15 protein-coding genes and 1 tRNA gene are annotated in these 23,478 nt (G+C 61.6%); 11 read left to right on the top strand and 5 right to left on the bottom strand.

Annotation, left to right across the window (positions count from 1 at the left end):
* Positions 1 to 269 precede the first annotated feature (269 nt).
* Positions 270 to 2,117: a methyl-accepting chemotaxis protein gene (locus tag GGD53_RS26960; RefSeq protein WP_184459788.1), complete on the top strand. Its 1,848-nt coding sequence runs from the start codon at positions 270 to 272 to the stop codon at positions 2,115 to 2,117.
* Here GGD53_RS26960 and GGD53_RS26955 read toward each other — a convergent pair.
* Positions 2,090 to 2,344: a hypothetical protein gene (locus GGD53_RS26955; RefSeq protein WP_184459787.1), complete on the bottom strand. Its 255-nt coding sequence runs from the start codon at positions 2,342 to 2,344 to the stop codon at positions 2,090 to 2,092. The two genes, GGD53_RS26960 and GGD53_RS26955, sit on opposite strands and share 28 nt — an antisense overlap.
* A 90-nt stretch (positions 2,345 to 2,434) precedes the next feature.
* On the opposite strand from GGD53_RS26955, the gene GGD53_RS26950 reads away from it, so the two are divergent.
* Positions 2,435 to 3,304: a LysR family transcriptional regulator gene (locus tag GGD53_RS26950; protein WP_184459786.1), complete on the top strand. Its 870-nt coding sequence runs from the start codon at positions 2,435 to 2,437 to the stop codon at positions 3,302 to 3,304.
* A 103-nt stretch (positions 3,305 to 3,407) separates the two neighbouring features.
* Here GGD53_RS26950 and GGD53_RS26945 read toward each other — a convergent pair whose 3' ends face one another.
* Complete coding sequence (locus GGD53_RS26945) at positions 3,408 to 3,644, bottom strand: SMc00767 family acetate metabolism repressor (RefSeq protein WP_064800722.1); 237 nt, start codon at positions 3,642 to 3,644, stop codon at positions 3,408 to 3,410.
* 21 nt (positions 3,645 to 3,665) lie between these two features.
* A complete protein-coding gene (gene aceA, locus GGD53_RS26940; RefSeq protein ID WP_184459785.1) occupies positions 3,666 to 4,955 on the bottom strand; it encodes an isocitrate lyase in 1,290 nt (429 codons plus the stop codon).
* A gap of 192 nt (positions 4,956 to 5,147) precedes the next feature.
* Between aceA and GGD53_RS26935 the strand changes: the two genes are divergently transcribed.
* The 5 genes from GGD53_RS26935 (at position 5,148) to GGD53_RS26915 (ending at position 10,752) form a co-directional block, all read left to right on the top strand.
* Entirely contained in the window at positions 5,148 to 6,557 is a 1,410-nt protein-coding gene (locus GGD53_RS26935) for a helix-turn-helix domain-containing protein (RefSeq protein ID WP_184459784.1), read from the top strand.
* 126 nt (positions 6,558 to 6,683) lie between these two features.
* Positions 6,684 to 7,781: a polyamine ABC transporter substrate-binding protein gene (locus GGD53_RS26930; protein WP_184459783.1), complete on the top strand. Its 1,098-nt coding sequence runs from the start codon at positions 6,684 to 6,686 to the stop codon at positions 7,779 to 7,781.
* A gap of 90 nt (positions 7,782 to 7,871) precedes the next feature.
* Positions 7,872 to 9,014 (top strand): ABC transporter ATP-binding protein, encoded by a 1,143-nt coding sequence (locus GGD53_RS26925; RefSeq protein ID WP_184459791.1) that lies wholly within the window; start codon positions 7,872 to 7,874, stop codon positions 9,012 to 9,014.
* Positions 9,015 to 9,018: 4 nt separating this feature from the next.
* Complete coding sequence (locus GGD53_RS26920) at positions 9,019 to 9,930, top strand: ABC transporter permease subunit (protein WP_184459782.1); 912 nt, start codon at positions 9,019 to 9,021, stop codon at positions 9,928 to 9,930.
* A gap of 3 nt (positions 9,931 to 9,933) precedes the next feature.
* Positions 9,934 to 10,752 carry an ABC transporter permease gene (locus GGD53_RS26915; RefSeq protein ID WP_184459781.1) on the top strand — a complete coding sequence of 273 codons (819 nt, stop codon included), beginning with the start codon at positions 9,934 to 9,936 and terminating at the stop codon, positions 10,750 to 10,752.
* A gap of 29 nt (positions 10,753 to 10,781) precedes the next feature.
* Here GGD53_RS26915 and GGD53_RS26910 read toward each other — a convergent pair whose 3' ends face one another.
* Positions 10,782 to 12,674: an AsmA family protein gene (locus GGD53_RS26910; RefSeq protein WP_184459780.1), complete on the bottom strand. Its 1,893-nt coding sequence runs from the start codon at positions 12,672 to 12,674 to the stop codon at positions 10,782 to 10,784.
* A 247-nt stretch (positions 12,675 to 12,921) separates the two neighbouring features.
* Between GGD53_RS26910 and GGD53_RS26905 the strand changes: the two genes are divergently transcribed.
* On the top strand, positions 12,922 to 14,874 hold the full coding sequence (locus tag GGD53_RS26905; RefSeq protein WP_184459779.1) for an acetoacetate--CoA ligase: 1,953 nt from the start codon (positions 12,922 to 12,924) through the stop codon (positions 14,872 to 14,874).
* A gap of 255 nt (positions 14,875 to 15,129) precedes the next feature.
* Here the strand turns inward: GGD53_RS26905 and GGD53_RS26900 are convergent, their stop codons facing one another.
* Positions 15,130 to 18,930: a sensor histidine kinase gene (locus GGD53_RS26900; RefSeq protein ID WP_184459778.1), complete on the bottom strand. Its 3,801-nt coding sequence runs from the start codon at positions 18,928 to 18,930 to the stop codon at positions 15,130 to 15,132.
* 213 nt (positions 18,931 to 19,143) lie between these two features.
* Here GGD53_RS26900 and GGD53_RS26895 point away from each other — a divergent pair, with 213 nt between their 5' ends.
* The 3 genes from GGD53_RS26895 to GGD53_RS32325 all read left to right on the top strand — a co-directional run.
* Positions 19,144 to 19,593 carry a phasin gene (locus tag GGD53_RS26895; RefSeq protein WP_184459777.1) on the top strand — a complete coding sequence of 150 codons (450 nt, stop codon included), beginning with the start codon at positions 19,144 to 19,146 and terminating at the stop codon, positions 19,591 to 19,593.
* A 130-nt stretch (positions 19,594 to 19,723) separates the two neighbouring features.
* Positions 19,724 to 19,800 (top strand) — tRNA-His (locus GGD53_RS26890).
* A 770-nt stretch (positions 19,801 to 20,570) separates the two neighbouring features.
* A partial coding sequence (locus tag GGD53_RS32325; RefSeq protein WP_432443426.1) for a M10 family metallopeptidase C-terminal domain-containing protein occupies positions 20,571 to 23,478 on the top strand: 2,908 nt, incomplete at its 3' end.

Raw genomic sequence — 23,478 nt, 5'->3', positions numbered from 1 at the left:
GCGTAAACCTCAATCTCTCGAACCGCCCGGTGCGGACCCGCATGCCGGGTGGTGTGGCAGGGGTGCGATCACATCGATCGCCCCCTATGCCGATTCCCTCAAGCCCCGATCGGCCGCTTTGGCAGGCTCGAGGGCTTCGAGACGCTCGCATCAGGCCGGTTCGAAATACCGGCGAACCGGGGGGTGAATATCTCGGCCACCCCAGATTTACGGAAAATTTTCCTTAATGCTTTTCCTTTAATTTAGCCTCGTTGCCGCCGGGGGTTTCGATGCTGCGCCTTTTCTCTACATCTATCATCCGCCAGATCGTTGCGATCACGCTGTTTCTGCTGGCGATCAGCACGGCCGCCATCGTCGGCGTGACCTATTACAATCTGAGCCGCCATGTAATGGACGGGGCCGTCTCGGACGCCAGGGACGCGACCCGCGCGATGGCCGTCCTCTATGGTGCTGCCGATCCAGCGGCAAAGATGGAGCTGAAGGACAATCAACTGGCCGCCGTCACGGAAGACGCCATTCCGGCGCTTGCCGATCACTCGCTGGTCGACCGGACGGCGCAAACGATTGCCGGCGTTGCTACGATCTTCCAGAAGCAGGGCGGCGACTATGTCCGCATCTCGACCAATCTCAAGAAGGAAAACGGTGAGCGCGCGGTCGGCACCAAGCTCGCCGCCGATCATCCCGCCCAGCCGGTTCTCGCCAAGGGCGAGGCCTATTATGGCCCGGCGCAACTTTTCGGCCGCAACTTCATGACTGGTTATTTCCCGATCAAGAGTGCATCGAACGCCAATGTCGGCCTTCTCTTCATCGGCATCCCGATGGAAGTCTACTACGAACGCCTGAATGAGCTGCAGATGCTGGTTCTCGGCGTCGGCCTCATTGTCATGCTGCTCGTCGGCGTTCTCGCCTATTATACGATCCGCCTGTCGGTGCGGCCTCTGCAGGCGCTGACCGCGAGCGTTCACTCGATCTCTTCGGGTAATCTCGAGGGAGATATTCCATGCGCCGAGAAGCAGAATGAGTTCGGTGAAATCGGCCGGGCCCTGGCGCTCTTCCGCGACAGCGCCCGCGCCAGGCGCGATCTGGAAACGCAGGCGGCCGAACAGCGTGCCTTGAGTGATGCCGAACGCGCCCGCAACGATGCCGACAAGCGCGCGCTCGACAGCCAGATCGATTTTGCCGTCAGCCAGCTTGCGGCGGGTCTCGGGCGCCTGTCCCAAGGAGATGTCTCGCAAACGATCGGCACGCCCTTTATCGGCCGGCTGGAACAGCTGCGCGTCGATTTCAACGCATCACTGCTGCGGCTCCAGGATACGCTCTCCGGCATCCGCGACAGCGCCTCGACGATCCAGCGCAACAGCGGCGCCGTTTCGGCCTCCGCGGGTGAGCTGTCGAAGCGCACCGAGGCGCAGGCGGCGAGCCTGGAGGAGACCGCCGCCGCGGTAGAGGAGATTACCGTGACGGTTCGCTCCTCCGCCGAGCGTGCCCGCGAAGCCAACAGCGTCGTCGCCGCGACCAAGAAGACGGCCGACAATTCCGGCACCGTGGTCGGCGATGCCGTCGCCGCTATGGAGCGTATTGAAGGAGCCTCGCAGCGTATCGAGCAGATTATCGAGGTGATCGACGACATAGCCTTCCAGACCAATCTTCTGGCGCTGAATGCCGGCATCGAGGCGGCGCGGGCCGGCGAGGCCGGCAAGGGCTTTGCCGTCGTCGCCCAGGAGGTCCGCGAGCTCGCCCAGCGCTCGGCCGATGCGGCGCGCGAGATCAAGTCGCTGATCGAGACGTCGAGCCGTGAGGTGACGGCGGGCTCCGAGTTGGTCCAGAAGACCGGCAGCGTTCTTGCCTCGATCAGCCAGGAGATCATCGCGATCAGCGGCCATGTCGAGACCATCGCCACCGCGAGCCGCGATCAGTCGGCCGCGCTGCAAGAAGTCAATGGTTCCGTGAACGCCATGGATCAGATGACCCAGAAGAACGCGTCGATGGTTGCCGAGACGACGCAGGCAAGCCGGCTGCTTGCCGGCGAGGCCGATACGCTGATGGCGCTGATCGAACGCTTCCGCATTGGCGCCGAGCCCACCGCCGCTCACCGCGGCGCAAGGAAAGTCGCCTGAGGAACCCGGCCGCGACTGCCGCAGGATTGCGCCGCATCTTTGCGGCGCCTTCCTTTTGACACTGCGCGCTTGAGCATGAGGTCGAGCGAGGTCAGCCAGGCTGCAAAGCGAACGATGCTGCTGTCTCCGAACTCGGCATAGAACCGGTCTTCATCTGCCTTGGAGCCGCTTGGCTTGCAGGAGTGCCGGTAACCGTGGACGCCAGCGATGGTGATCATATCGAACATGGGATGTCCTTTCCTACTCGAAGACATCCCTAAATTTAAGCATCGAATTTCTCTTCATAAACAGGCAAATACACGCTATGTTTTTCACCGATGAAAAACGCGAACTGGGATTCCTATCAGCTTTTCCTGCAGGTCGCCCGGCTCGGCGGCTTGACGGGAGCCAGTGCCGCAAGCGGGCTCAGCCCGGCGACCATCGGCCGGCGCATGCTCGATCTCGAACAGGAAGTCGGCCGCGCATTGTTTTCGCGCAGCCAGACGGGATATCGCCTGACTGGGGATGGCCAGGTGTTGCTCGATCACCTTCAGGAGATGGAAGCCGCCGCCCGCAAGGTGGAAGCCTGGCGGCAATCGGGTGAGGGCGGCACGACAGTCAGGATTACCGCCGGCACCTGGGTCGCCTGGCTGTTGACGGAGAATTTCGCCGCCATCCGCATGCCGGGCGATGCCTTCGCCATTGCGCTTACCATCGGCGAGGCGCGGGCAAGCCTTGCTTATCGCGAGAGCGATATCGGCATTCGCGCCTTCGAGCCGGAGGAGGGCAATCTTGCTGCCCGCCAGCTCGGGGAGGTGGCCTATGCGGTCTATAGCAGGCGCAACGCCGCCGAGCCGGACGAGCGCTGGATAGCGGTCGGCGAGGAGGAGGCGATCTCAGCCTATCTGCGCTGGCCGCATAGCCACGCTGCGGCCGGAATTGTCGCCACCGTCAACCGTCCGCGTTCACTGCCGGACCTGGTGCGCGCCGGCGGCGGCAAAACAGTGCTTCCCTGTTTCGTCGGCGATCTTCATCCTGAATTGCAGCGCCAGGGCGGCGAATTGCCGGAACTGCGTCACCGCCAGTGGATCGTCATGAATGCCGAAGACCGGCACCGTCCGGAGATCCGGACGGTCGCCGACCGCATGACCAAGCTCATCCGAAGCTATGCCGATCTCTTCGCCGGCAAGCGACCGAGCCGCGGCTGAGGCCGACGGCGGAAGACTGAAACGCGTCCGCGTATTCTTTCGAGGCGCGGACGCTGTGATCGAGGTCAGACAGAGCGGTGTGCCCGGGCTGCCGCCTATTTCGTTAGTGCCGGTTGGTGACGACGACCGGGATCAACAGGTCGCCCCAGTTGCCGTCGCCGCCGTGGTGACGGGCCGAGCGCACCAGTTCGACCGAAACGCCGGCCTCGACGGCCTTCATGACGGATTGGTTCAGCCGATGCAGGTCGTTGGCGAGCATGCGGATCGTCGTCTGCTGATCCTCGCTCATGCTCGATGCCTGCTCTTCGGCCCGTTCCCGGACGCGTGCGATGGATGCCATGATCTTATCCTCCTCTTCTGCTCATTCCGCAGCCGGTTTGAACTGCGCATGTTCGGTTGAATCGTGCATGGCGGTGGTCGAAGACCGGCCGCCGGTGATGGCGAGCGACACGGCGTCGAAATAGCCGGTGCCGACCTCGCGCTGATGCTTGGTGGCGGTATAGCCGTTCGCCTCTGCAGCGAATTCGGCCTGCTGCAGCTCGGAATAGGCCGACATCTGCCGCTGCTTGTAGCCGCGCGCCAGCTCGTACATGCCATAGTTCAGCTGGTGGAAGCCGGCGAGCGTGATGAACTGGAACTTGTAGCCCATCGCGCCGAGCTCGCGCTGGAACTTTGCGATCGTCGCCTGGTCGAGGTTTTTCTTCCAGTTGAACGACGGCGAGCAATTATAGGCAAGCAGCTTGCCGGGATGGACCTTGTGTACGCCCTCGGCAAAACGGCGCGCCTGCTCCAGATCCGGCTTCGAGGTCTCGCACCAGATCAGGTCACAATGCGGCGCATAGGCGACGGCACGGGCGATGCAGGGCTCGATGCCGTTTCTGACCTGGTAGAAGCCTTCGACCGTGCGCCCGGCATCATAGTCGACGAAGGGCTGGTCGCGCTCATCGATGTCAGACGTCAGCAGTTTTGCTGCCTCCGCATCGGTGCGGGCGATGACCAGCGTCGCCACGCCCATAACGTCGGCGGCAAGCCGGGCGGCGTCGAGATTGCGGATATGAGCGGCCGTCGGGATCAGCACCTTGCCGCCGAGATGGCCGCATTTCTTCTCCGAAGCGAGCTGGTCCTCGAAATGGACGCCTGCCGCACCCGCCTCGATATAGGCCTTCATGATCTCGAAGGCGTTGAGCGGCCCACCGAAACCGGCTTCCGCATCGGCAACGATCGGTGCAAACCAGGTCTCGACGGAAAGGCCGTTGCCCTCTGCGGTCTCGATCTGATCGGCGCGCTGCAGCGTGCGATTGATGCGCTTGGCGAGTTCCGGCCCGGCATTGGCGGGATAAAGCGACTGGTCGGGATACATCGACGATGCGGTATTGGCGTCGGCCGCCACCTGCCAGCCGGAGAGATAGATCGCCTTCAGCCCGGCGCGCACCATCTGCATGGCCTGGTTGCCGGAGAGCGCGCCGAGCGCATTGACGAAGTCTTCCTGATGAATGAGCTGCCACAAGCGATCCGCCCCCATTTCGGCGAGCGTATGGCTGAGCGCCACCGAGCCTCTCAGCCGCTCCACGTCAGCGGCGGAATAGGGCCGTTCGATACCGTCAAAGCGGCCTGCTGGCGCATTTCGGACAAACTTGTAAAAATCGGTCATGCGGGCTTTCCTCACTGAAAATCGTCATTGCTTGAATGAATGACAAGATTGACAATTTGCGCCGTTCTGGCCAGAAAAACCTTTGATTTTCGGACCAGAAAAAGGTTAAGATGACGAGGATTGACAGAGGGGCGCTGTGAAGTTGTAAAGTTTTGTAAATTAAGCGCCCCTGTTCTTTGTCAAAGGTGTGACATGGCGGAACGGAAGATCTTCGCAGGCCCTAAACTGCGGCGCATTCGCAATGCGCTGGCGCTGACGCAGACCGCCATGGCCGAGGCGCTGGAGATTTCGCCTTCCTACCTGAACCTGATCGAACGCAACCAGCGGCCGTTGACGGTTCAGCTGCTCCTGAAGCTTGCGGCCGTCTACCGGATCGATCTGGAGGAGTTGCGGGGACAGACCGGCGGCAGTCTCGGTCAGCTGAAGGAGGTCTTCGCCGACCCGTTGCTATCAGGCGAACTGCCCGGTGACCAGGAACTGGTGGAGGTGGCTGAAGCGGCGCCGAATGCCGCAAGCGGCATGATCAAGCTTTATCGTGCCTACCGCGAACAGGCCGCGCGGCTATCCGATCTGACAGTGCTGATGGCGGCCGAGGGGCATGCGCCCGTTGCCGCCGGCCGACTGCCGCTGGACGAGCTGCGCGAGGCGCTGGAGCGCCGATCCGGCTATTTCGGACGGATCGAGGCAGCGGCGGAAGCCTTTGCTGCGACGGTGCCCGGCGGCCTCGATCTTGCGGCGGGACTGAAGGACTGGCTGCGCGCCGAACGCGGCATTGCGGTGCGCGTCTTACCCGTGCACGTCATGCCGGATCTGCGCCGCCGTTTCGATCGCCATTCGATGCGACTTTTCATTTCGGAACGCCTGTCGCCGGCCGATCGTGCGCATGAGATAGCGGTCGAGGCAGCGACCCTTGCCTTGCTGCCGGCCATCGATGCCGAGCTCGACGATCTCCAACTTTCCTCCGCCGAGGCGCGCCGCATCGCCCGCTTCGAGTTTGCCCGCATTGCGGCACTGGCGCTGGCCATGCCCTATGAAGCCTTCCTTTCGGCAGCCAAGGCGACGCGTTACGACATCGATATTCTTCGGGCGCGTTTCGGCGTCTCCTTCGGCCATGCGGCAACGCGTCTGACGATGCTGCAGCGACCTGGCGCGGCAGCAATCCCCTTCTTCCTAATCGAGATCGATGCGGCCGGCCATCGGCTGCGGCGAGCTGGCGCCCAAGGCTTTCCGCAGGCCCGTTTCGGCGGCGGCTGTCCGAAGCTCAATATCCACGCCGCCTTCCTGCAGCCGGGCCAGATTCTTGCCGAGACGGTGGTCATGCCGGATGGCGCGTCCTTCCTGACGGTCGCGCGCACCCTGGAGGGGCCGAGCGTCGAATTCGGCGAAAGAATCAGACGCACCGCGATCCTGGTCGGCTGCGATGCCGCTCTTGCAGACGGCGTGGTCTACGGGCAGGCGGCGGCGCTCGATCCGGTTGCAATCGGCCCGGTCTGTCGTCTCTGCGAGCGGCGCGGCTGCCTTTCCCGCGCCGAGCCGCCGGTAACGCGGCCGCTCGGGCTCGACGAGATGGTGGCGGGTCTCAGCGCCTTCGACTTCCAGTGATTGTGAAATGATTGAAGGCGCAGTTTTTGCGCTTGTGGGCTTAGAAATTCCTTCTTAGTCTGCGGACAAAACCAGAGGGAAAAGATGTTCGCGGGATGCGGGCTCTTCGAACAAACAGGAGAAATCATGAGGTCAACCATCGCAACCGTGACGGCCGCAGCCATTGCCGCGCTTCTCGCCGCCGCGCCGGCCGTTGCGCAGGAACGCGTCGTTAACGTCTACAACTGGTCGGATTATATCGACGACAGCATCCTTGCCGATTTCACCAAGGAAACCGGCATCAAGGTCGTCTACGACACTTTCGATTCCAATGAGACCGTCGAAACCAAGCTGCTTGCCGGCGGCACCGGTTATGACGTCGTCGTTCCCACGGCCGACTTCCTGCAGCGTCAGATCCAGGCGGGCGTCTTCCAGAAACTCGACAAATCCAAGCTGCCGAACCTTTCCAACATGTGGGATGTGATCCAGGAGCGCACCGCTGCCTACGATCCGGGCAACCAATACGCTGTCGACTACATGTGGGGTACCGACGGGATCGGCTATAACGTCAAGAAGGTCGCAGAAATCCTCGGGCCTGATGCCAAGCCAGGTCTCGAAGTGATCTTCGACCCGAAGGTGGCCGAGAAGTTCAAGGATTGCGGCATCTACGTGCTCGACACGCCGAAGGACGTGATGACCACGGCGCTGCGTTATCTCGGCCTCGATCCGAACTCGACCAAGCCCGAAGATTTCAAGAAGGTCGAGGAATTGCTGACGGCGGTGCGCCCCTATATCCGCAAGTTCCACTCCTCCGAATATATCAACGCCCTTGCCAATGGCGATATCTGCATCGCCTTCGGCTATTCCGGCGACATGCTGCAGGCCCGCGACCGCGCGGCCGAGGCCAAGAACGGCGTCGAGGTCAACTATTCGATCCCCGTGCAGGGCGCCCAGATGTGGTTCGACATGATGGCAATCCCGGCCGATGCCAAGCATGTGGCCGAGGCGCACGAATTCCTGAACTACCTGATGAAGCCCGAGGTCATCGCCAAGGCGAGCGACCACACCTTCTATGCCAACGGCAACAAGGCCTCGCAGCAGTTCGTCAGCAAGGAAGTGCTGGAAGATCCGGCCGTCTATCCGACCGACGAGGTGATGAAGAACCTGTTCACGGTCAAGCCGTGGGATCCGAAGACCCAACGCACGGCGACGCGGATCTGGACGAAGGTCGTGACCGGCCAGTAGGTTGGTGCCAGGCCCGGACGGAAACGTCCGGGCCTTTCAATTACCGGCCCGGGGTGGAGGCCGGCTGAAAACTTATTCTCGGGGAATATGATGAAATCTTTGGGCAATATCCGCCGCGCCTTCGCACCCTGGACCGATCCTTCTGCAAAACCTTTCATAGCTTTCAAGAATGTCACCAAGCGTTTCGGCAATTTCACCGCTGTCGATGATCTGTCACTGAACATTTATCATCGCGAGTTCTTTGCTCTGCTCGGCGCCTCCGGCTGCGGCAAGTCGACGCTTCTACGCATGCTCGCCGGCTTCGAGCAGCCGAGCTCGGGCGAAATCATCCTCGATGGCACCGACCTCGCCGGCACGCCGCCCTACAAGCGGCCGGTCAATATGATGTTCCAGTCCTACGCGCTTTTTCCGCATATGACCGTCGAGAAGAATATCGCCTTCGGCCTCAAGCAGGACGGCATGCCGAAGGACGAAATGGTCGAGCGTGTGACGCAGATGCTGAAGCTCGTAAAGCTCGAGCAGTTTGCCTCACGCAAACCGAACCAGCTCTCCGGCGGCCAGCGCCAGCGCGTCGCGCTCGCCCGCTCGCTCGCCAAACGCCCGAAAGTGCTGCTGCTCGATGAACCGCTCGGCGCGCTCGACAAGAAGCTGCGCGAGGAAACCCAGTTCGAACTGATGGACCTGCAGCAGACGCTCGGCCTCACCTTCGTTGTGGTCACCCATGATCAGGAAGAGGCCATGACCATGGCCGACCGCATCGCGGTCATGAGCCACGGCCAGGTCGTGCAGGTGGCAACGCCGGGCGAAATCTACGAGGCGCCGAATTGCCGCTTCGTCGCGGACTTCATCGGCGACGTGAATATCTTCGACGGCAAGGTGACGACGTCAGGAAGCGGGGCGGTCGAGATATCAGTCGAAAGCGGCCTGACGATCCGGACTGGCGCCACGGAGGCGCCGGCGACCGGCACCACGGTCGGTTTTGCTATCCGCCCGGAAAAGATTCGCGTGACGCGCACGGCCCCCGCGAACGCCTCGGTCAATGCCGCCAAGGGCGAGATCTGGGATATCGCCTATCTCGGCGACATGACCGTCTTCCACATTAAGCTGCCGGGCGGCAAATTCGTCAGAGCCTCTTCCCTCAACGCGCAGCGTTCCGTCGAAGACCCTTTCACCTATGATCAGGAGGTCTGGGTCTCCTTCGATGAGAATGGCGGCGTGCTGCTGAAGGATTGAGATCATGGAAACGCTGGCATCGCGCCTTTACAACCGCCTCGTCATCATCATCCCCTATGCCTGGCTGCTGCTCTTCTTTCTGGCGCCGTTCTTCATCGTCTTTCGCATTTCCCTGTCGACGACGGCGATCGCCATTCCGCCCTATGATCCGGTCTTCTCCTTTGCCGATGGCTGGAGTGGTTTCTGGAGCAAGGTCGCGACTTTCTCCGTCGACAATTATAGCTACCTCATAGACGACCCGCTCTACTTCAACGCTTATCTCTCGAGCGTCATCATTGCGGCGGTCTCGACCTTCCTGATGCTGCTGATCGCCTATCCGATCGCCTATGGCATGGCGCAGGCCCCGCGGCGCATCCGCCCGACGCTTTTGATGCTCGTCATCCTGCCGTTCTGGACGAGCTTCCTGATCCGCGTCTACGCCTGGATCGCCATCCTGAAACCCGAAGGGCTGCTGAACCAGCTTCTCCTGTCGCTGCATGTGATCGACAGCCCATTGATCATTCTTAATACCACCACCGCCGTCTACATCGGCATCATCTATTCCTATCTGCCCTTCATGGTGCTGCCGCTCTATTCGGCGCTCGAAAAGATGGACGGCACGCTGATCGAGGCAGCGCAGGATCTCGGCTGCACGCCGATCCGGGCCTTCTGGCGCGTCACCTTCCCGCTGTCGATCCCCGGCGTGATTGCCGGCTGCATGCTGGTCTTCATCCCTGCCGTTGGCGAGTTCGTCATTCCCGATCTTCTCGGCGGTTCGCAGACGCTGATGATCGGCAAGACGCTCTGGAACGAATTCAACGCCAACAGAGACTGGCCGGTCTCCTCGGCGGTCGCAACCATCCTGCTCATGATCCTGGTGATCCCGATCGTCTTCTTCCAGAATGCGCAGGCCAAGGCCGAAGAGCGGGGGAAATAAGCCATGCTGAGATGGACCCGTTTCAATGTCATCTCCGTCGTGCTCGGCTTTGCCTTCCTTTATCTGCCGATCGTGCTGCTGGTGGTCTTTTCCTTCAACGAATCGAAACTCGTGACCGTCTGGGGCGGCTTCTCCACCAAATGGTATGTCTCGCTGCTCTCGAACCAGGCCCTGCTCGATGCCGCCTGGGTGACGATCCGTGTCGGTCTGCTGTCGGCCACCTTCGCGACCATCCTCGGCACGATGGCGGCGCTGACGCTGGTGCGCTATACCCGCTTCCGCGGCCGCATGCTTTTTTCCGGCATGGTCTATGCGCCGCTCGTCATGCCCGAAGTCATCACCGGTCTGTCGCTGCTGCTGCTCTTTGTGGCGATAGGCTTCGACCGAGGCTTCTGGACGATCACGCTGGCGCATACGACGCTGACCATGTGCTTCGTCGCCGTCGTCGTGCAATCACGGCTCTTGAGTTTCGATCAGTCGATCGAGGAAGCCGCCCAGGATCTGGGGGCGCCGCCGGTGCGGACCTTCTTCGAGATCACGCTGCCGATCATCTCGCCCGCGGTGTTTTCGGGCTGGATCCTGGCTTTCACGCTGTCGCTCGACGACCTCGTGATTGCAAGCTTTACCTCCGGCCCCGGCGCAACCACGCTGCCGATGAAGATCTATAGCCAGGTGCGCCTTGGGGTGACGCCCGAGATCAACGCGATCTGCACGATCCTGATCGCCATCGTCGCGGTCGGTGTTATCTGTGCATCCGTGATCACCAAGCGGCGAGAAGTGCAGCGCGAGCGCGACGAGCGGGCGGCTGCCGCCGGCGCCTGAGCGGCATGCCCTATTGGACGCAGGGCTCTTTATTGGGCGTGGGGCGTGCCGCCAAAAAGCGGAACCGGCGAGATCACCGGGTTCGGCCAAGAGCCGCCGACGAAGAACGGCAGAAGCGGCAGCTCTGCCGCCTTGGCCGGATCGGTCGCCTCCAGCGAACCGGAAAGCGCCAGCCCGTTCGACTGATAGGTAATCACGCCGGAAAGCGCCAGCGTCTGCGTCGGCCCGACGACATGGGCGTCATGGATTTCGGCAGAGCCGTTGGCGAAATCGGCTTGAAGGTCCAATTGGTTGAAGGCGAAGGCGCCGCCTGCTGCGGCACTCAGCGGAAAGAACGGCTTTTCGGCGGCCTGCGTCCTGAGCGCGCCGGTGTCGACGCCGGGAATCGTGCCTTCCCTCGTCCAGAAATGCAGTTTGCCGGTGACGTCGGCAAGACCGGCCGTCCAGATCGCCTTCGACGACTGCAGGTCGAGATCGAGCGATCCCGTCGCAAGCGGCAGCGGTCCTTTGAGCTGCAGACGCTCGGCAAGGCCGGCGAAGTCGGCATCGCGGATCGACAGCTGCAGTTTGCCGCCGCCGTCGAAGTCACGCCGCGTCGCCTCCAGATGCGCCGTCATTTCGCCGCCTTCGAAGCCGCTGTCGCCGATATCGAATTTCGCCTCGCCGCCGGTGACGATCATGCTGGCGCCGACATCGGAAAGCTCGAAGCGGCCCATCTCGGCGCGCCGCGCCGAAAGCCTGACGTCGACATCGAGCAACTGCAGCGGTTCGCCGATGCCGGTGGAGATTCCCTCCGCCTCGCCGGCCGCCAGTCTCAGCGCGAAAGCGTCGAGGAACGGCTTCAGGTTCATCTGGTCGAAGGCGAGCGTTCCGCCGATCTTCGGCCGTCTGCCGGCCCTAGTCGAAAGGTCCATCACGCCGGTAGCGCTCGCCTCGTTCAGCGACAGGCTGAGATCGTTGAAACGGAGCCCGCTGCCCGACGACATGATGTCGGATTCCAGCGAGGCGCTCTTCAGCGTGCCGACGCCGGGGAGCGATCTGCCCGACCATGTCAGAAACGCCGGCACATCGGGAATGCTGACGGCGATGTTGCCGGAAAGCGACGAAAGGCTGGTGATGCTGGCGATCCCCTGAAAACGGGCCGTCAGCAGGTTTGACGTCAGCGATGTCCGCGTCTCGGCGCTCTTGCCGGCAAAGGCAAGCAGCGGCTGGCGCGAGGCGAAATCCACCTTCAGATCCACGCCGTTGATACGGGCGATCACGACAGCCGAGATCGCGCCCGAGAGCCGTGGCCAGCCGATGTCGGCCGTGACGCTGTCGAAATTGTAAGTCTTGGCGCTCTTGACGTCGGTGACGGCAAGCGTGCCGTCCTCGACGGTCACCGCACCGATCTCGGCATCGAGAGCGGGGTCGAGCACCTCAGCCCCGTTTTCGTAGCGCACACCGCTGATCGCGCGCGCAAGCTGGCCGGCGTAACTCCAGTCGATCAGGCCGTTCTCGTCACGCGTCAGCGCCAGGTTGGGCCGCAGCAGACGGAATTCGTGGAAACTCGTCCGGCCTCTCAGCGCATCGATGAGGCTGAAATCGGCCGACAGGCTTTCAATGCTGCCAAGCAGCTTGTCGCCGCTTTCGCGCGGCTGGCGGATGGTGACCTGGGTCAGCGTGATGCGCGGCGTCGGCCAGAATTCGAGAACCGGAGTGCCCTTGATCTCGGCATGGTAGCCCGTCCATTTCGACAGCGCATCCTCGATGCCGGAGCGCACGAAACCCGTCGTGATGAGATAGGGCGCCGCGACCCTGAGGGCCACGAACAGTGCAAGCGCAATGAGCAGAAGCAGTGTCGACATGCGGGCAAAGGCCGGAAGCCAGCGCGAAACGGGCCCGATCTTCCTGCGCCACCTGCGATGTCTAGACGTAGCCATGATTTCCGCCGATTACCGGTTAAGCGCTGATTTCGCCCGATATATGAAATATCCGGCCTATGCAAATCCAATGCATGTCGCCCGGAAGCGTGCAGCGGTACCGGGACAGTGACATCATAAAACGAAGAGCCGAGCCGCGTCCCATGAATCCGGTTTATGCCAGCGGTTTAGGTTTGGGATCGGACAGTTGCGCACTTTATAATGCAATGCAGCATGATATAAAGACGGCATTGGGGAGGAGGAATGAATGAAGGACAATAAGCCACTTTGGGTGCCCTCGGCCGAGGCGGTCGCAAAAAGCCCAATCCATGCCTTCGTCGAGCGCTGCAATGCCGAGTTCGGGCTTTCGCTTTCGGGCTTCGACGATCTGCATGCATGGTCGGTCGCCGAGCGGGAGAAATTCTGGTCGACCGTTTGGGATTTCTGCGGCGTGAAGGGAGAGCGCGGCGCAGAGGTGCTCGTCGACGGCGACCGCATGCTGGAGGCCCGCTTCTTTCCCGATGCGACGCTGAATTTCGCCGAAAACCTGCTGCCCGGCCGCGGCGAGGCCAACGCCATCATCTTCCGCGGCGAGGACAAGGCCGAAGACCGTTGGTCGTGGGACCGGCTGCGCGCGCTGGTCTCGAGGCTGCAGCAGGCCTTCGCGGCACACGGCATCGGCAAGGGCGACCGCATCGCCGCCATGATGCCGAACATGCCGGAGACCGTCGCCGCCATGCTCGCCGCTGCCTCGATCGGCGCCATCTGGTCGTCCTGTTCTCCCGATTTCGGCGAGCAGGGTGTGCTCGACCGCTTCGGCCAGATCGGCCCCCGGCTTTTCATCGCCTGCGACGCCTATTGGTATTCCGGCAAGCTGCAGGATGTCGGCCCCAAGGTTGCCGCGGTGGCGAAAAGCCTCGCTGTCCCCACGATCGTCGTCCACTATGCCGGCGATGCCGAGGCGGTGGCGGGCAAGACATCAGGGGCTTCGACGCTGGAAGCCTTCATTGCGCGTTATGAGGCCAAGGAGATCGCCTTTACGCCGCTTGCCTTCGGCCATCCGCTCTACATCCTCTTTTCCTCAGGCACCACCGGTGTGCCCAAATGCATCGTGCATTCGGCCGGCGGCACGCTGCTGCAGCATCTCAAGGAGCACCGGCTGCATTGTGGCCTGCAGGCGGGCGAGAACCTGTTCTACTTCACCACCTGCGGCTGGATGATGTGGAACTGGCTGGTCAGCGGGCTCGCCAGCGGCGCCACGCTCTGCCTGTTCGACGGCTCGCCCTTTGCACCTGACGGCAATGTGTTGTTCGACTATGCCGAGGCGGAAAAATTCGCGATTTTCGGCACCTCGGCAAAATATATCGATGCGGTGCGCAAGGGCGGGCTGACGCCGCGCAAAAGCCACGATCTCTCCAGCCTCCGGCTGATGACCTCCACCGGTTCGCCGCTGTCACCCGAGGGTTTCACCTTCGTCTATGAGGGTATCAAGGAGGACGTTCAACTCGCCTCGATCTCCGGCGGCACCGATATCGTTTCCTGTTTCGTGCTCGGCAATCCGCTGCAGCCGGTCTGGCGCGGCGAGATCCAGGGTCCTGGTCTCGGTCTTGCGGTCGACGTCTGGGACGACGACGGCAAGCCGGTGCGCGGCGAGAAGGGCGAACTCGTCTGCACCAAGGCCTTCCCCTCCATGCCTGTCATGTTCTGGAACGACCCTGACGGCGCCAAATATCGCGCCGCTTACTTCGACCGATTCGACAATGTCTGGTGCCACGGCGATTTTGCCGAATGGACCGAGCATGGCGGTCTCGTCATCCATGGCCGTTCGGATGCGACGCTCAACCCCGGCGGTGTGCGCATCGGCACGGCCGAGATCTACAATCAGGTGGAACAGATGGACGAGGTGGCCGAGGCGCTGTGCATCGGCCAGGAGTGGGATGACGATGTGCGTGTCATCCTCTTCGTCCGCCTTGCGCCTGGTGTGACGCTGACCGAGGATCTCATCAAGGCGATCAAGACGCGTATTCGCACCGGCGCCTCGCCGCGCCACGTGCCGGCAAAGATCATCGCGGTAGCCGATATACCCCGCACCAAATCCGGCAAGATCGTCGAGCTTGCGGTGCGCGAGGTCGTGCACGGCAGGCCGGTGAAAAACCAGGAGGCGCTCGCCAATCCCGAAGCGCTGCGGCTCTTCGCTGATTTGAGCGAACTGAGGGACTGATAAGCAATCGTAAACCACAAGCTTTCACCATTCAGCAATCCCTTGTCCTCGAAACCTTTCGTTAAGAAACCTTTGTCAAAGGTGAAACAACTTGGGGGCCGCACATGAACGAGGCGGCCTGAAGCCTCCGGGCTTACGAAACATGACGTTGATCGACTGAGCTCTTGTTGAACAGCACCCATTTGAAGGCAGCCTCTGGCTGCCTTTTTTTTGCTGCCGCGCAGCGTTCTGGTGGCTCCGCCCCGTCGATAGAGATCAACCAGCAAGCACGCGCTGCGACGGGAAGGTGATCTCGACGAGCGTGCCTTCGTTCGGCGCCGAATTGATCGAGAATGTCGCCCGGTTGGCATCCACCATCGCCTTGGTCAGCGGCAGGCCGAGCCCAGTGCCGTCGCCGCGATGGCGTGACTGTGTCGAGGAGACCTGGCGGAACGGCTTCATCGCATGGTCGAGTTCGGCGCGCGTCATGCCGATGCCGGTATCGCGGACCCTCAACACCACGCTGCCATTCGCCTCGTAGGAGGTGGAAACGACGATCTGTCCGCCCGACGGGGTAAAGCGGATGGCGTTCGACAGGATGTTGAGCGCGATCTGCTTGATCGAGCGCAGATCCGCTACGACCTCGGGCACCGAATGCGACAGCGCCGTGCGGATGATGACGCGCTGGCCGTTTGCCTGCGGCTGGACGAGGGCGACGGCCTCCGAGACCGCCTCGTTGAGGCCAACGGCGGCGAAGTCGAGATCCATCTCGCCCGCCTCGATCTTCGAAATGTCGAGGAGATCGTTGACGATATCGAGGACATGCCGGCCGGAGCGGCCGATATCGTTGGCATATTCGATGTAACGGGGATGGCCGATCGGACCGAAGCGTTCGCCGGCCATCATGTCGGAAAAGCCGATGATGGCGTTGAGCGGGGTGCGGATTTCATGGCTGACGCGCGCGAGGAAATCGGTCTTGTGGGCGTTGGCGGTTTCGGCCGCGCCCTTGGCGTTGCGCAGCTCATCCTCGGTGCGTTTCCACTGGGTGATATCGCGGATGACGGCACAATAGCCGTTCGAGGAAGTGAGCCGGCCCATCGTCATGAACAGCGGCACGAAGCCGCCGCCGGCTTCGCGGCCGATCACTTCGCGCCCGTCGTTCAGCACGCTTGCCACGCCGTGGCCAGCAAGGCCGTTCAGATAGTCGAGGACGGCTTTCTGGCTCTCATGGGCAAACAGCATGACGAAGGGTTTGCCGCGCGTCTCCTGCTCGTCGTAATTGAACAGCGCGCTCGCCGACCGGTTCATCGAACGGATATCGCCCTCGGTGCCGATAACGACGACGCCGTCGGTCGCCGTTTCCAAGATCGAGCGCAATTCCTCGACCTCGACCTGAAGCTTGGCGACCTTCTCGACCATCCGCTCCGGACGCGCTTCGGACCTGTTGCCGTCGCCGCGGCCATCCTCCTTGCCTTCCACCGGCATCAGCGCCAGCATCAGAGCATTGGCATCTTCCCAGCGCACCGATTGCAGCCGCGCAGTCACCGGCGTCAGCGTGTCGTCGGCCTTGACGAGCATCATGGTGCCGGAACCGGCTGCCTTTTCCTCAAGTTCGCGGCGCTGCAGCAGGGCTTCGATACCGCCGACCTCACGCAGCGCGTCGAGCGAGTGGTAGCCCGTCAGCCGCATGAATTCGGGATTTGCATGGATCAGCGCATCGCCGACATGGATAAGCACCGCGACGGGCAATTGGTCGACCGTACCGGCCGAAAGCCCGTCAACCATCTTCACGCGCGGCGGGATGAAACTTGTGAGAACCTCGATCTGGCTGACCGTCTCCTCAAGCCCTTCCGTCGCCTCGTCCTCGGCGATGGCGTCGGGTTCTTTAGCGGCGTCTTCGCGCAGCGGGTCGACCGCGTTCTCGAAGATTGCCTCCTGCGGCGCCGTCTGCTCGACCGAAGCGGCGTCGGCCGTATCGGCGGCGGGCGTTTCGCCGGTGATGGCTTCGGGTGCCGCGCTTTCTTCGAAGGACGCCGGTTCCGTGGCGGTAGTGCCCGTCGGCGGGGCGTCGGGCTCTTCCCTGCGGGCCCCGAAGGCTTCCAGGCGCTTGGCGATTTCGCGGAAGTTCGCCTGTTCGGCGGCCGTCAATGCGGCGCCTGTGCTGTGAAGCTGCACGACCTTGTCGGTGGAACGGCGATTGGGCGTTTCCACGATGCGAAGCGCCGGGGGTTCGTCTGCGGCATCGGCCGCCGGCGCTTCACCGGTGCTCTCCTGGATCTCTTCGGCGGCGCTCTCCCGGGCGGGCGGCGCGAAGCCGGCCTCTTCTCCGGTCGCTTCGAAAGGCGTCTCTTCGGTCTGCGGGTGCTCGATCGCGTCCACCGCGATCGTTTCCGCCGGGGCCGCTTCGGGCGCGGCGTCGATGTCGTGTGCCGGTTCGGTGACAGCGTCGGCCGCCGGACCGAGGCCTGCCGCATCATGTCCGACGCCGTTCGGGCCGAGCGTCAGGCCGAGCGCCAGCGGATCCTCCTGCGCATCGGAAAGCCTGACGACGCCGAAGCCGCGGAAACCGTCGAAGTCCCGGTTGCGGGTATAGGTCGGCAGTGCGGCGAGATCGACCGGAACGACCAGGCTGGTGCCTTCGACCGGCCAGAGGATCGTCTTACCGGACCACGTGTCGCGGCGCGCAAGGGCCTCGGAAATCTTGCCGTCCGGGTCGAGATTGAAGAGAGCGGCGATATCGCTGAAGGCGGAGCCGATTATGGCGGATGCATGCGGACCGACGGCCTCGGCAAATTCGTGGCTGACCTCGTTGAACCGGCCTTCCGCATCGATCTTCCAGACGAAGCGGGTGGCACGGCTGTTCGGCCTGAACACAAAACCGGGCTCGGGCGCAAGCGACGGGGCAGGGGGCGCATTGGAAGCTGAAGTTGTTGCGATGGCCGGCTCTTCGCGGACGGCTTCCGGCGCCTCATCGACCGGTATTTGGCCGGCTTCGGCAGGTGTTTCTACCATCGCGGTCGCTTCCGCCGTCTCGTCGGCGGAATGGCTCGCGGCCTCGTCGGAGGGCGCCACGGGCTCGTCGGCCTCATCCATGCGGCTCTCGGTCACGCCGTCATCGTTCTCCGGGGCTTCGTCTGCGGCCGGATTCTCGTCGGCGACCGCTGCCTCTGCGGGTGTGAGAGCCGCCTCGGCCGGTTGTTCCCGGTCGTCGGTGATCTCCTCCAGCGTCTCCTCGACCTCTTCGATCCCCGAGACCGCATCGACGATCTCGCCGAAACCGGGTGCCGCAGCCGCCTCTTTCGGAGGAAGTTCGGATGACGACGTGCCCTCTTCCCCCGCGGGCGCGTCAGCCGCCTGCGGCGGTGCATCGACTGCGTCGACCACCGGCGCGTCGATGGGATCGAGATGACCGATCGAGGTTTCCACGGCAAAGAGCAGATTGAGCGCCGGCTCGTCGCTGAGCCTGCCGACTGCGGCCGGGAGATAACCCCTGCCGGTGACGACCGGACGCTTCACCAGGCGGTCGGGATGGGCGCCGGCAAGGTTGATCAAGGCCTTTGCGGTCTCGCCTGATATGGCGAGCGAGGCAAAGCCCGGCGAGGCTGCGATGACCTCGCCATTGGCGCCGATTACGGCCATATGCGTATCGGGATCATCGAGACCCTGCAGCATCTGGGCCGCCGCAGCGCCTGCCGTCAGCGGCCTTGCCGACACCGGCACGGAAAACAGAATGGCTTTCTCGCCCGATGAAAGCCGGATCAGTTCGGCCGCCGCCTGCACCTGCACGCGCTGAAAGCCCTTGGCGACGCGGATCATCAGGCTTCTGTAGTCGCCGACATCGGCGAGCTGACGCGCCGCCGTTTCCAGCTGCCGAAAGGTGATGTCGGTGCGATCGGCTCCCTGGTCGAGCAGGTCGTAGACCGCCGAATGGCCGAAAAGCTCCGCACCTGCGCCGTTTGCCCAGAGCAGTCGGGCAAGATCGGCCGAAAACAGCACCATTGCCTCGCCGCGTGAAAAACGTTCCCGCACCCGCGCATGCACGGCGATATCGATGAACGGGTATTGGACTGCGGGCATGATCAAACCTTGTCGCTGTCGGCCTTCTAAATTAACAGCTTATTAATAACTGCAGGTCGCATGCCGGTCCAGAACAGCGGGGTGCTTTCAGCCGAAAGGGTTAACGACTTGTGCGTCGCACAATTTATGTTGCAATGCACAATTAGATGTTCTATATAGACGTCATTCGATGATCACAGGCAGCAACTGCCTTAGCCCAAAGGAATGCGACCCATGGCTACCATAAAGACCGATGACGTTTTTTCAATCGCTTCTTTCGATCCCTCCAAGCTGGCTGAATCCTTCCGCGAATTCGCTGAAAAGGGCGCCCAGCAGTCGAAAGACGCCTATGCCAAGCTGAAGACCGCTGGCGAAGAAGCCGGCAAGACGCTCGAAGCCACCGTCCAGACGGCCCAGGCCGGCACCGTCGAGATCGGCCTGAAGGCGATCGACGTACTGCGCGTCAACGCCGAAACCTCGCTCTCGCACATGGAAGCACTGCTCGGCGTCAAGTCCGTCGCCGAATTCGTCGAGCTGCAGACCTCGTTCCTGCGCAAGCAGGCCGAACTCGCCGTCGATCAGGCGAAGTCGATGCAGGAAACCACCAAGCAGGTTGCCGAAAAGCTCGCAAAGCCCTCCAAGGAAGCCGCCGAAAAGGCCATGGCATCCTTCAAGGTCGCCTGATCGGGTTTGACCTGCCGGAAACAAAAGGCTGGACCTCGCGTCCAGCCTTTTTGTATATTGACGAGGAATGGGGCTTGAATTCATCGTCAAGTCCTCGTATGTGACCCCCGTCGCGTCAAACGTGATTTATGCGGTTGTAGCTCAGTTGGTTAGAGCGCAGGTTTGTGGCACCTGAGGTCGGAGGTTCGAGACCCCCCAACCGTACCATCTCCCCCACGTTAGCTCCCTATCAGACAGATCGTTCTGGCTGCCTTATTTCGACCGAAACGTCCAGACGTTTGACTGTATCTGTAAATGATCCTGACCGAGGCTGATTGTCTTGCGAAGAGCGCGGACTTTCACCCATCGAACGGCAGACGAGGCGTGCCTTCTGACAAGCAGCATCCCGTGGCTTTGAGGGTTGCCCTGAAGAAACCTACGCTTCCGACAGCGAGTTTGCTGCTTATTTGCCACACAAGCTCGAACATTTGAGAAGCACAACCCGTCCGTATGGTGCCATACCGCGGCGTGAGCTACATGTGCGGCATACAATGGCAGCGAGCTCCGCAATTGCGACATCCGCCACTCGATAGGGAACGATCCGCTCACGCAAGTAAAATTGCGAAAGATCGGAACCGCGAAGCCGACCCGCGGCAAGACAGGCGGAGACAACGTTCGGGGGTGCCGAAAAATCCGGACCTCGTTTTCCCGATGAGTCTGGAGACTTACTAAATTTCAGCACATGACCGTAACTTCAATTTAAGTGCCGTCGTGCGAGCAATTGCCAAGGTTCGGACGGGCAGAGGACAGGATCCTCGAATATGTCTTCTCGCCTTTTGTTAGAGGTTGCGGAGGGAAGCGCTTCATAAGTGCTAAGTCGCCAATATCGAAAACCTTCTCGAACAGAAATAAAGCTTTTAGTTGAATTTCCTCTTCAAATGGAGCAGAGGGAAATCGGCGTTAGGCGCGGCCGCAATGGAATAGGCAACGGGGATTTTATGACGGACCTCATTACTTCGACGAAGAACGTCATTTCGACTGGGGATCAGAAAGTTGACGGGCTCTTCAGCGGCACCGCCTGGGACGGAACGATAACCTATGCGTTTCCCACGACCTCGTCATCGTATGACTATAGTGGCGAGAAAAACTATTCTTTCTCTTCAATTTCGTCGCAGCAGAAGTCTCTCGCTTTGTTCTTTATGGAGCAGTCCTATGGGAGCGCGGCAAACGACGGCTTCTCCGTAGAGGGGTTTACGAACGCTAACTTTGAGGCCGGAAGCGCGGATACAGCAACGGTGCGGTTCGCTCAATCGTGGCTGCCTCCGACGGCATGGGCCTATACTCCAGATGCCGGCGAGCCGGCAGGCGATGTCTGGTTCGGGACGGAATATGCCGGCACCGAAGATGATCTTCGCTTTCCGAGGTTCGGCAATTATGCAGGCCATACCTTAGCGCACGAGCTGGGTCACGCTCTCGGCTTGAAACATGCTCATGAATCGGATGTTGCCAATCCGACGGTCGTTCCGAACGCCTACGACTCGCTCGAATATACGATCATGACCTACCACACGTATGTGGGGGACAGTTTGAGTGGGTACAAGTATGAGCATGATGGCGCGCCGCAAACCTTCATGATGCTCGACATCGCCGCCCTGCAGGAAATGTATGGTGCGGACTACACCACGAACAGTGGCGATACCGTCTACAAGTGGAATCCGAACCAGGGCATCACCTATGTCAGCGGCGTCGCAGCCATCACGCCCGCTGCCAACCGAATCTTCGCGACAATCTGGGACGGCGGCGGCATCGATACCTATGATTTGAGCGCTTATACCACCGCCCTCAAGATCGACTTGCGAGCAGGGGGATACTCGGTCTTTTCCCAGGGCCAGTTGGCCGACCTGGGAGGAGGTCCGAATAATGGTTATGCCCGCGGCAACATTTTCAACGCCCTTCTTTATCAAGACAATGTTGCATCGTTGATCGAGAACGTTAAGGCCGGCTCCGGCAACGATACGGTTACGGGCAACGAGGCGGACAATACGCTCTGGGGCAACGCCGGAAATGATACCCTGACCGGCGATTCCGGCAATGATACATTGGACGGCGGCGCTGGTATCGACAAGCTGTCGGGCGGGGTGGGCGACGACATCTACATCGTTGACAATGCCAGTGACACCGTGATCGAGAATGCCAATGAGGGGACGGATACGGTCCGGACGACGCGTTCTTATACACTCAGCGCCAACGTCGAAAACCTGACCTACACCGGCACCACCACGTTCATCGGTGAAGGCAATGCGGCGGCCAATGTGATCACCGGCGGGACGGGATCTGATTGGCTTGATGGGGAGGCCGGCGACGACACGCTGATCGGTGGTGCGGGCGACGATACCTATGAGGTCGATAGTCTCGGCGATGTCGTGGTCGAGGCGGCCGACGGCGGCACTGACAAGATCCGGACCGATCTTGCGGCTTATTCGCTCGCGGACATCGCCAATGTCGAGAACCTATCCTTCGTAGGTAACGCCAATTTTACCGGTGTCGGTAATAGCCTCGACAATGTAATCACTGGTGGGTTAGGCGACGATACGCTCTCCGGTGGGGCAGGCAACGATACTCTGAATGGTACATGGGGAAATGACTCGCTTGCCGGTGGGACCGGGAACGATATTTATGTCGTTTACGATGCCGGTGACACTATCATTGAAAACGCCGACGAAGGCATAGACACAGTTCAGACGTATGCAGCGAGCTACACACTGAGCGCCAACGTTGAGAACCTCACCAAAATCGGCTCGGGTGCATTTGCCGGCACTGGCAACAGCCTCAACAACACCATCACCGGCGGTGCGGCCATCGATATTTTGTCGGGCGGTGGCGGTGATGACACGCTGAACGGCGGCGCCGGCGCCGACACGCTGATCGGCGGGACGGGCAACGACACTTACATCATTGACAACGCGTCCGACGTCGTTACCGAAAACGCCGATGAGGGCATCGATACGGTGCAAACGGCGCTGACAAGCTACACTCTGGCCGCCAATGTCGACAATCTCACCTTTAGCGGCACGGCAGCCTTTACCGGGACGGGCAATGACCTTGCCAACACGATCAAGGGCGCGGCAGGTGCCGACACCCTGGACGGGAAGGCCGGAGCAGACATACTGATTGGCGGAACGGGCAACGACACCTATATTGTCGATAACGTTGGCGACCTCGTCACTGAAAGGCCGAATGAAGGAGCCGATCTGGTCAAGACGACGGTTTCTTCCTACGCTTTGACCAATAATGTCGAAAACCTGATCTTCATCGGCACTGGTGATTTCGCTGGGACTGGCAATGCGCTCGCCAATACGATCGTCGGCGGCGCCGGCAATGACACGCTGGACGGCGGCGTCGGCAACGACACGCTTGACGGTGGTGCCGGCAACGACATCTATGTGGTCGACAGTGCCAGCGACGTGATCAACGAGGCGGTCGGCGCCGGCACCGACGAAATCCGTACGGCGCTTGCAGCCTATTCGATCGCCGCATTGGTCAATGTCGAGAACCTGACCTACACCGGATCCGCCAACTTCACCGGCACCGGCAACGCGATCGCCAACACGATCACCGGCGGCGCCGGCAACGACATGCTGAATGGCGGGGGCGGTGCAGATACCCTGATCGGCGGTGCGGGCAACGACACCTATATCGTCGACCATGTCGGCGACCTCGTCACCGAAGCCGCCGACGCGGGGATCGACACGGTTCGCACGACATTGGCAAGCTATACGCTTGGCAGCGATGTCGAGAACCTCACCAATATCGGCACGGCAGCCTTTGCCGGGACAGGCAATAGCCTCGCCAATACGATCACCGGCGGCGCCGGCAATGACACGCTTGATGGCGCGGCCGGTGCAG

It is taken from the genome of Rhizobium aethiopicum (genome assembly GCF_014197535.1).
Taxonomy (GTDB): domain Bacteria; phylum Pseudomonadota; class Alphaproteobacteria; order Rhizobiales; family Rhizobiaceae; genus Rhizobium; species Rhizobium aethiopicum_A.
The sequence above is the reverse complement of the archived record's forward strand: the minus strand, read 5'-3'. Positions and strand labels throughout refer to the sequence as shown.

Excerpts from the sequence above, each read along its gene's own strand:
- GGD53_RS26955 (WP_184459787.1), bottom strand. The coding sequence starts at position 2,344 with ATGTTCGATATGATCACCATCGCTGGCGTCCACGGTTACCGGCACTCC.
- GGD53_RS26950 (WP_184459786.1), top strand. The coding sequence starts at position 2,435 with ATGAAAAACGCGAACTGGGATTCCTATCAGCTTTTCCTGCAGGTCGCC.
- GGD53_RS26915 (WP_184459781.1), top strand. The coding sequence starts at position 9,934 with ATGCTGAGATGGACCCGTTTCAATGTCATCTCCGTCGTGCTCGGCTTT.
- GGD53_RS26945 (WP_064800722.1), bottom strand. The coding sequence starts at position 3,644 with ATGGCATCCATCGCACGCGTCCGGGAACGGGCCGAAGAGCAGGCATCG.
- GGD53_RS26925 (WP_184459791.1), top strand. The coding sequence starts at position 7,872 with ATGAAATCTTTGGGCAATATCCGCCGCGCCTTCGCACCCTGGACCGAT.
- GGD53_RS26960 (WP_184459788.1), top strand. The coding sequence starts at position 270 with ATGCTGCGCCTTTTCTCTACATCTATCATCCGCCAGATCGTTGCGATC.
- GGD53_RS26930 (WP_184459783.1), top strand. The coding sequence starts at position 6,684 with ATGAGGTCAACCATCGCAACCGTGACGGCCGCAGCCATTGCCGCGCTT.
- GGD53_RS26920 (WP_184459782.1), top strand. The coding sequence starts at position 9,019 with ATGGAAACGCTGGCATCGCGCCTTTACAACCGCCTCGTCATCATCATC.
- GGD53_RS26910 (WP_184459780.1), bottom strand. The coding sequence starts at position 12,674 with ATGGCTACGTCTAGACATCGCAGGTGGCGCAGGAAGATCGGGCCCGTT.
- GGD53_RS26935 (WP_184459784.1), top strand. The coding sequence starts at position 5,148 with ATGGCGGAACGGAAGATCTTCGCAGGCCCTAAACTGCGGCGCATTCGC.
- GGD53_RS26905 (WP_184459779.1), top strand. The coding sequence starts at position 12,922 with ATGAAGGACAATAAGCCACTTTGGGTGCCCTCGGCCGAGGCGGTCGCA.
- GGD53_RS26900 (WP_184459778.1), bottom strand. The coding sequence starts at position 18,930 with ATGCCCGCAGTCCAATACCCGTTCATCGATATCGCCGTGCATGCGCGG.
- aceA (WP_184459785.1), bottom strand. The coding sequence starts at position 4,955 with ATGACCGATTTTTACAAGTTTGTCCGAAATGCGCCAGCAGGCCGCTTT.
- GGD53_RS26895 (WP_184459777.1), top strand. The coding sequence starts at position 19,144 with ATGGCTACCATAAAGACCGATGACGTTTTTTCAATCGCTTCTTTCGAT.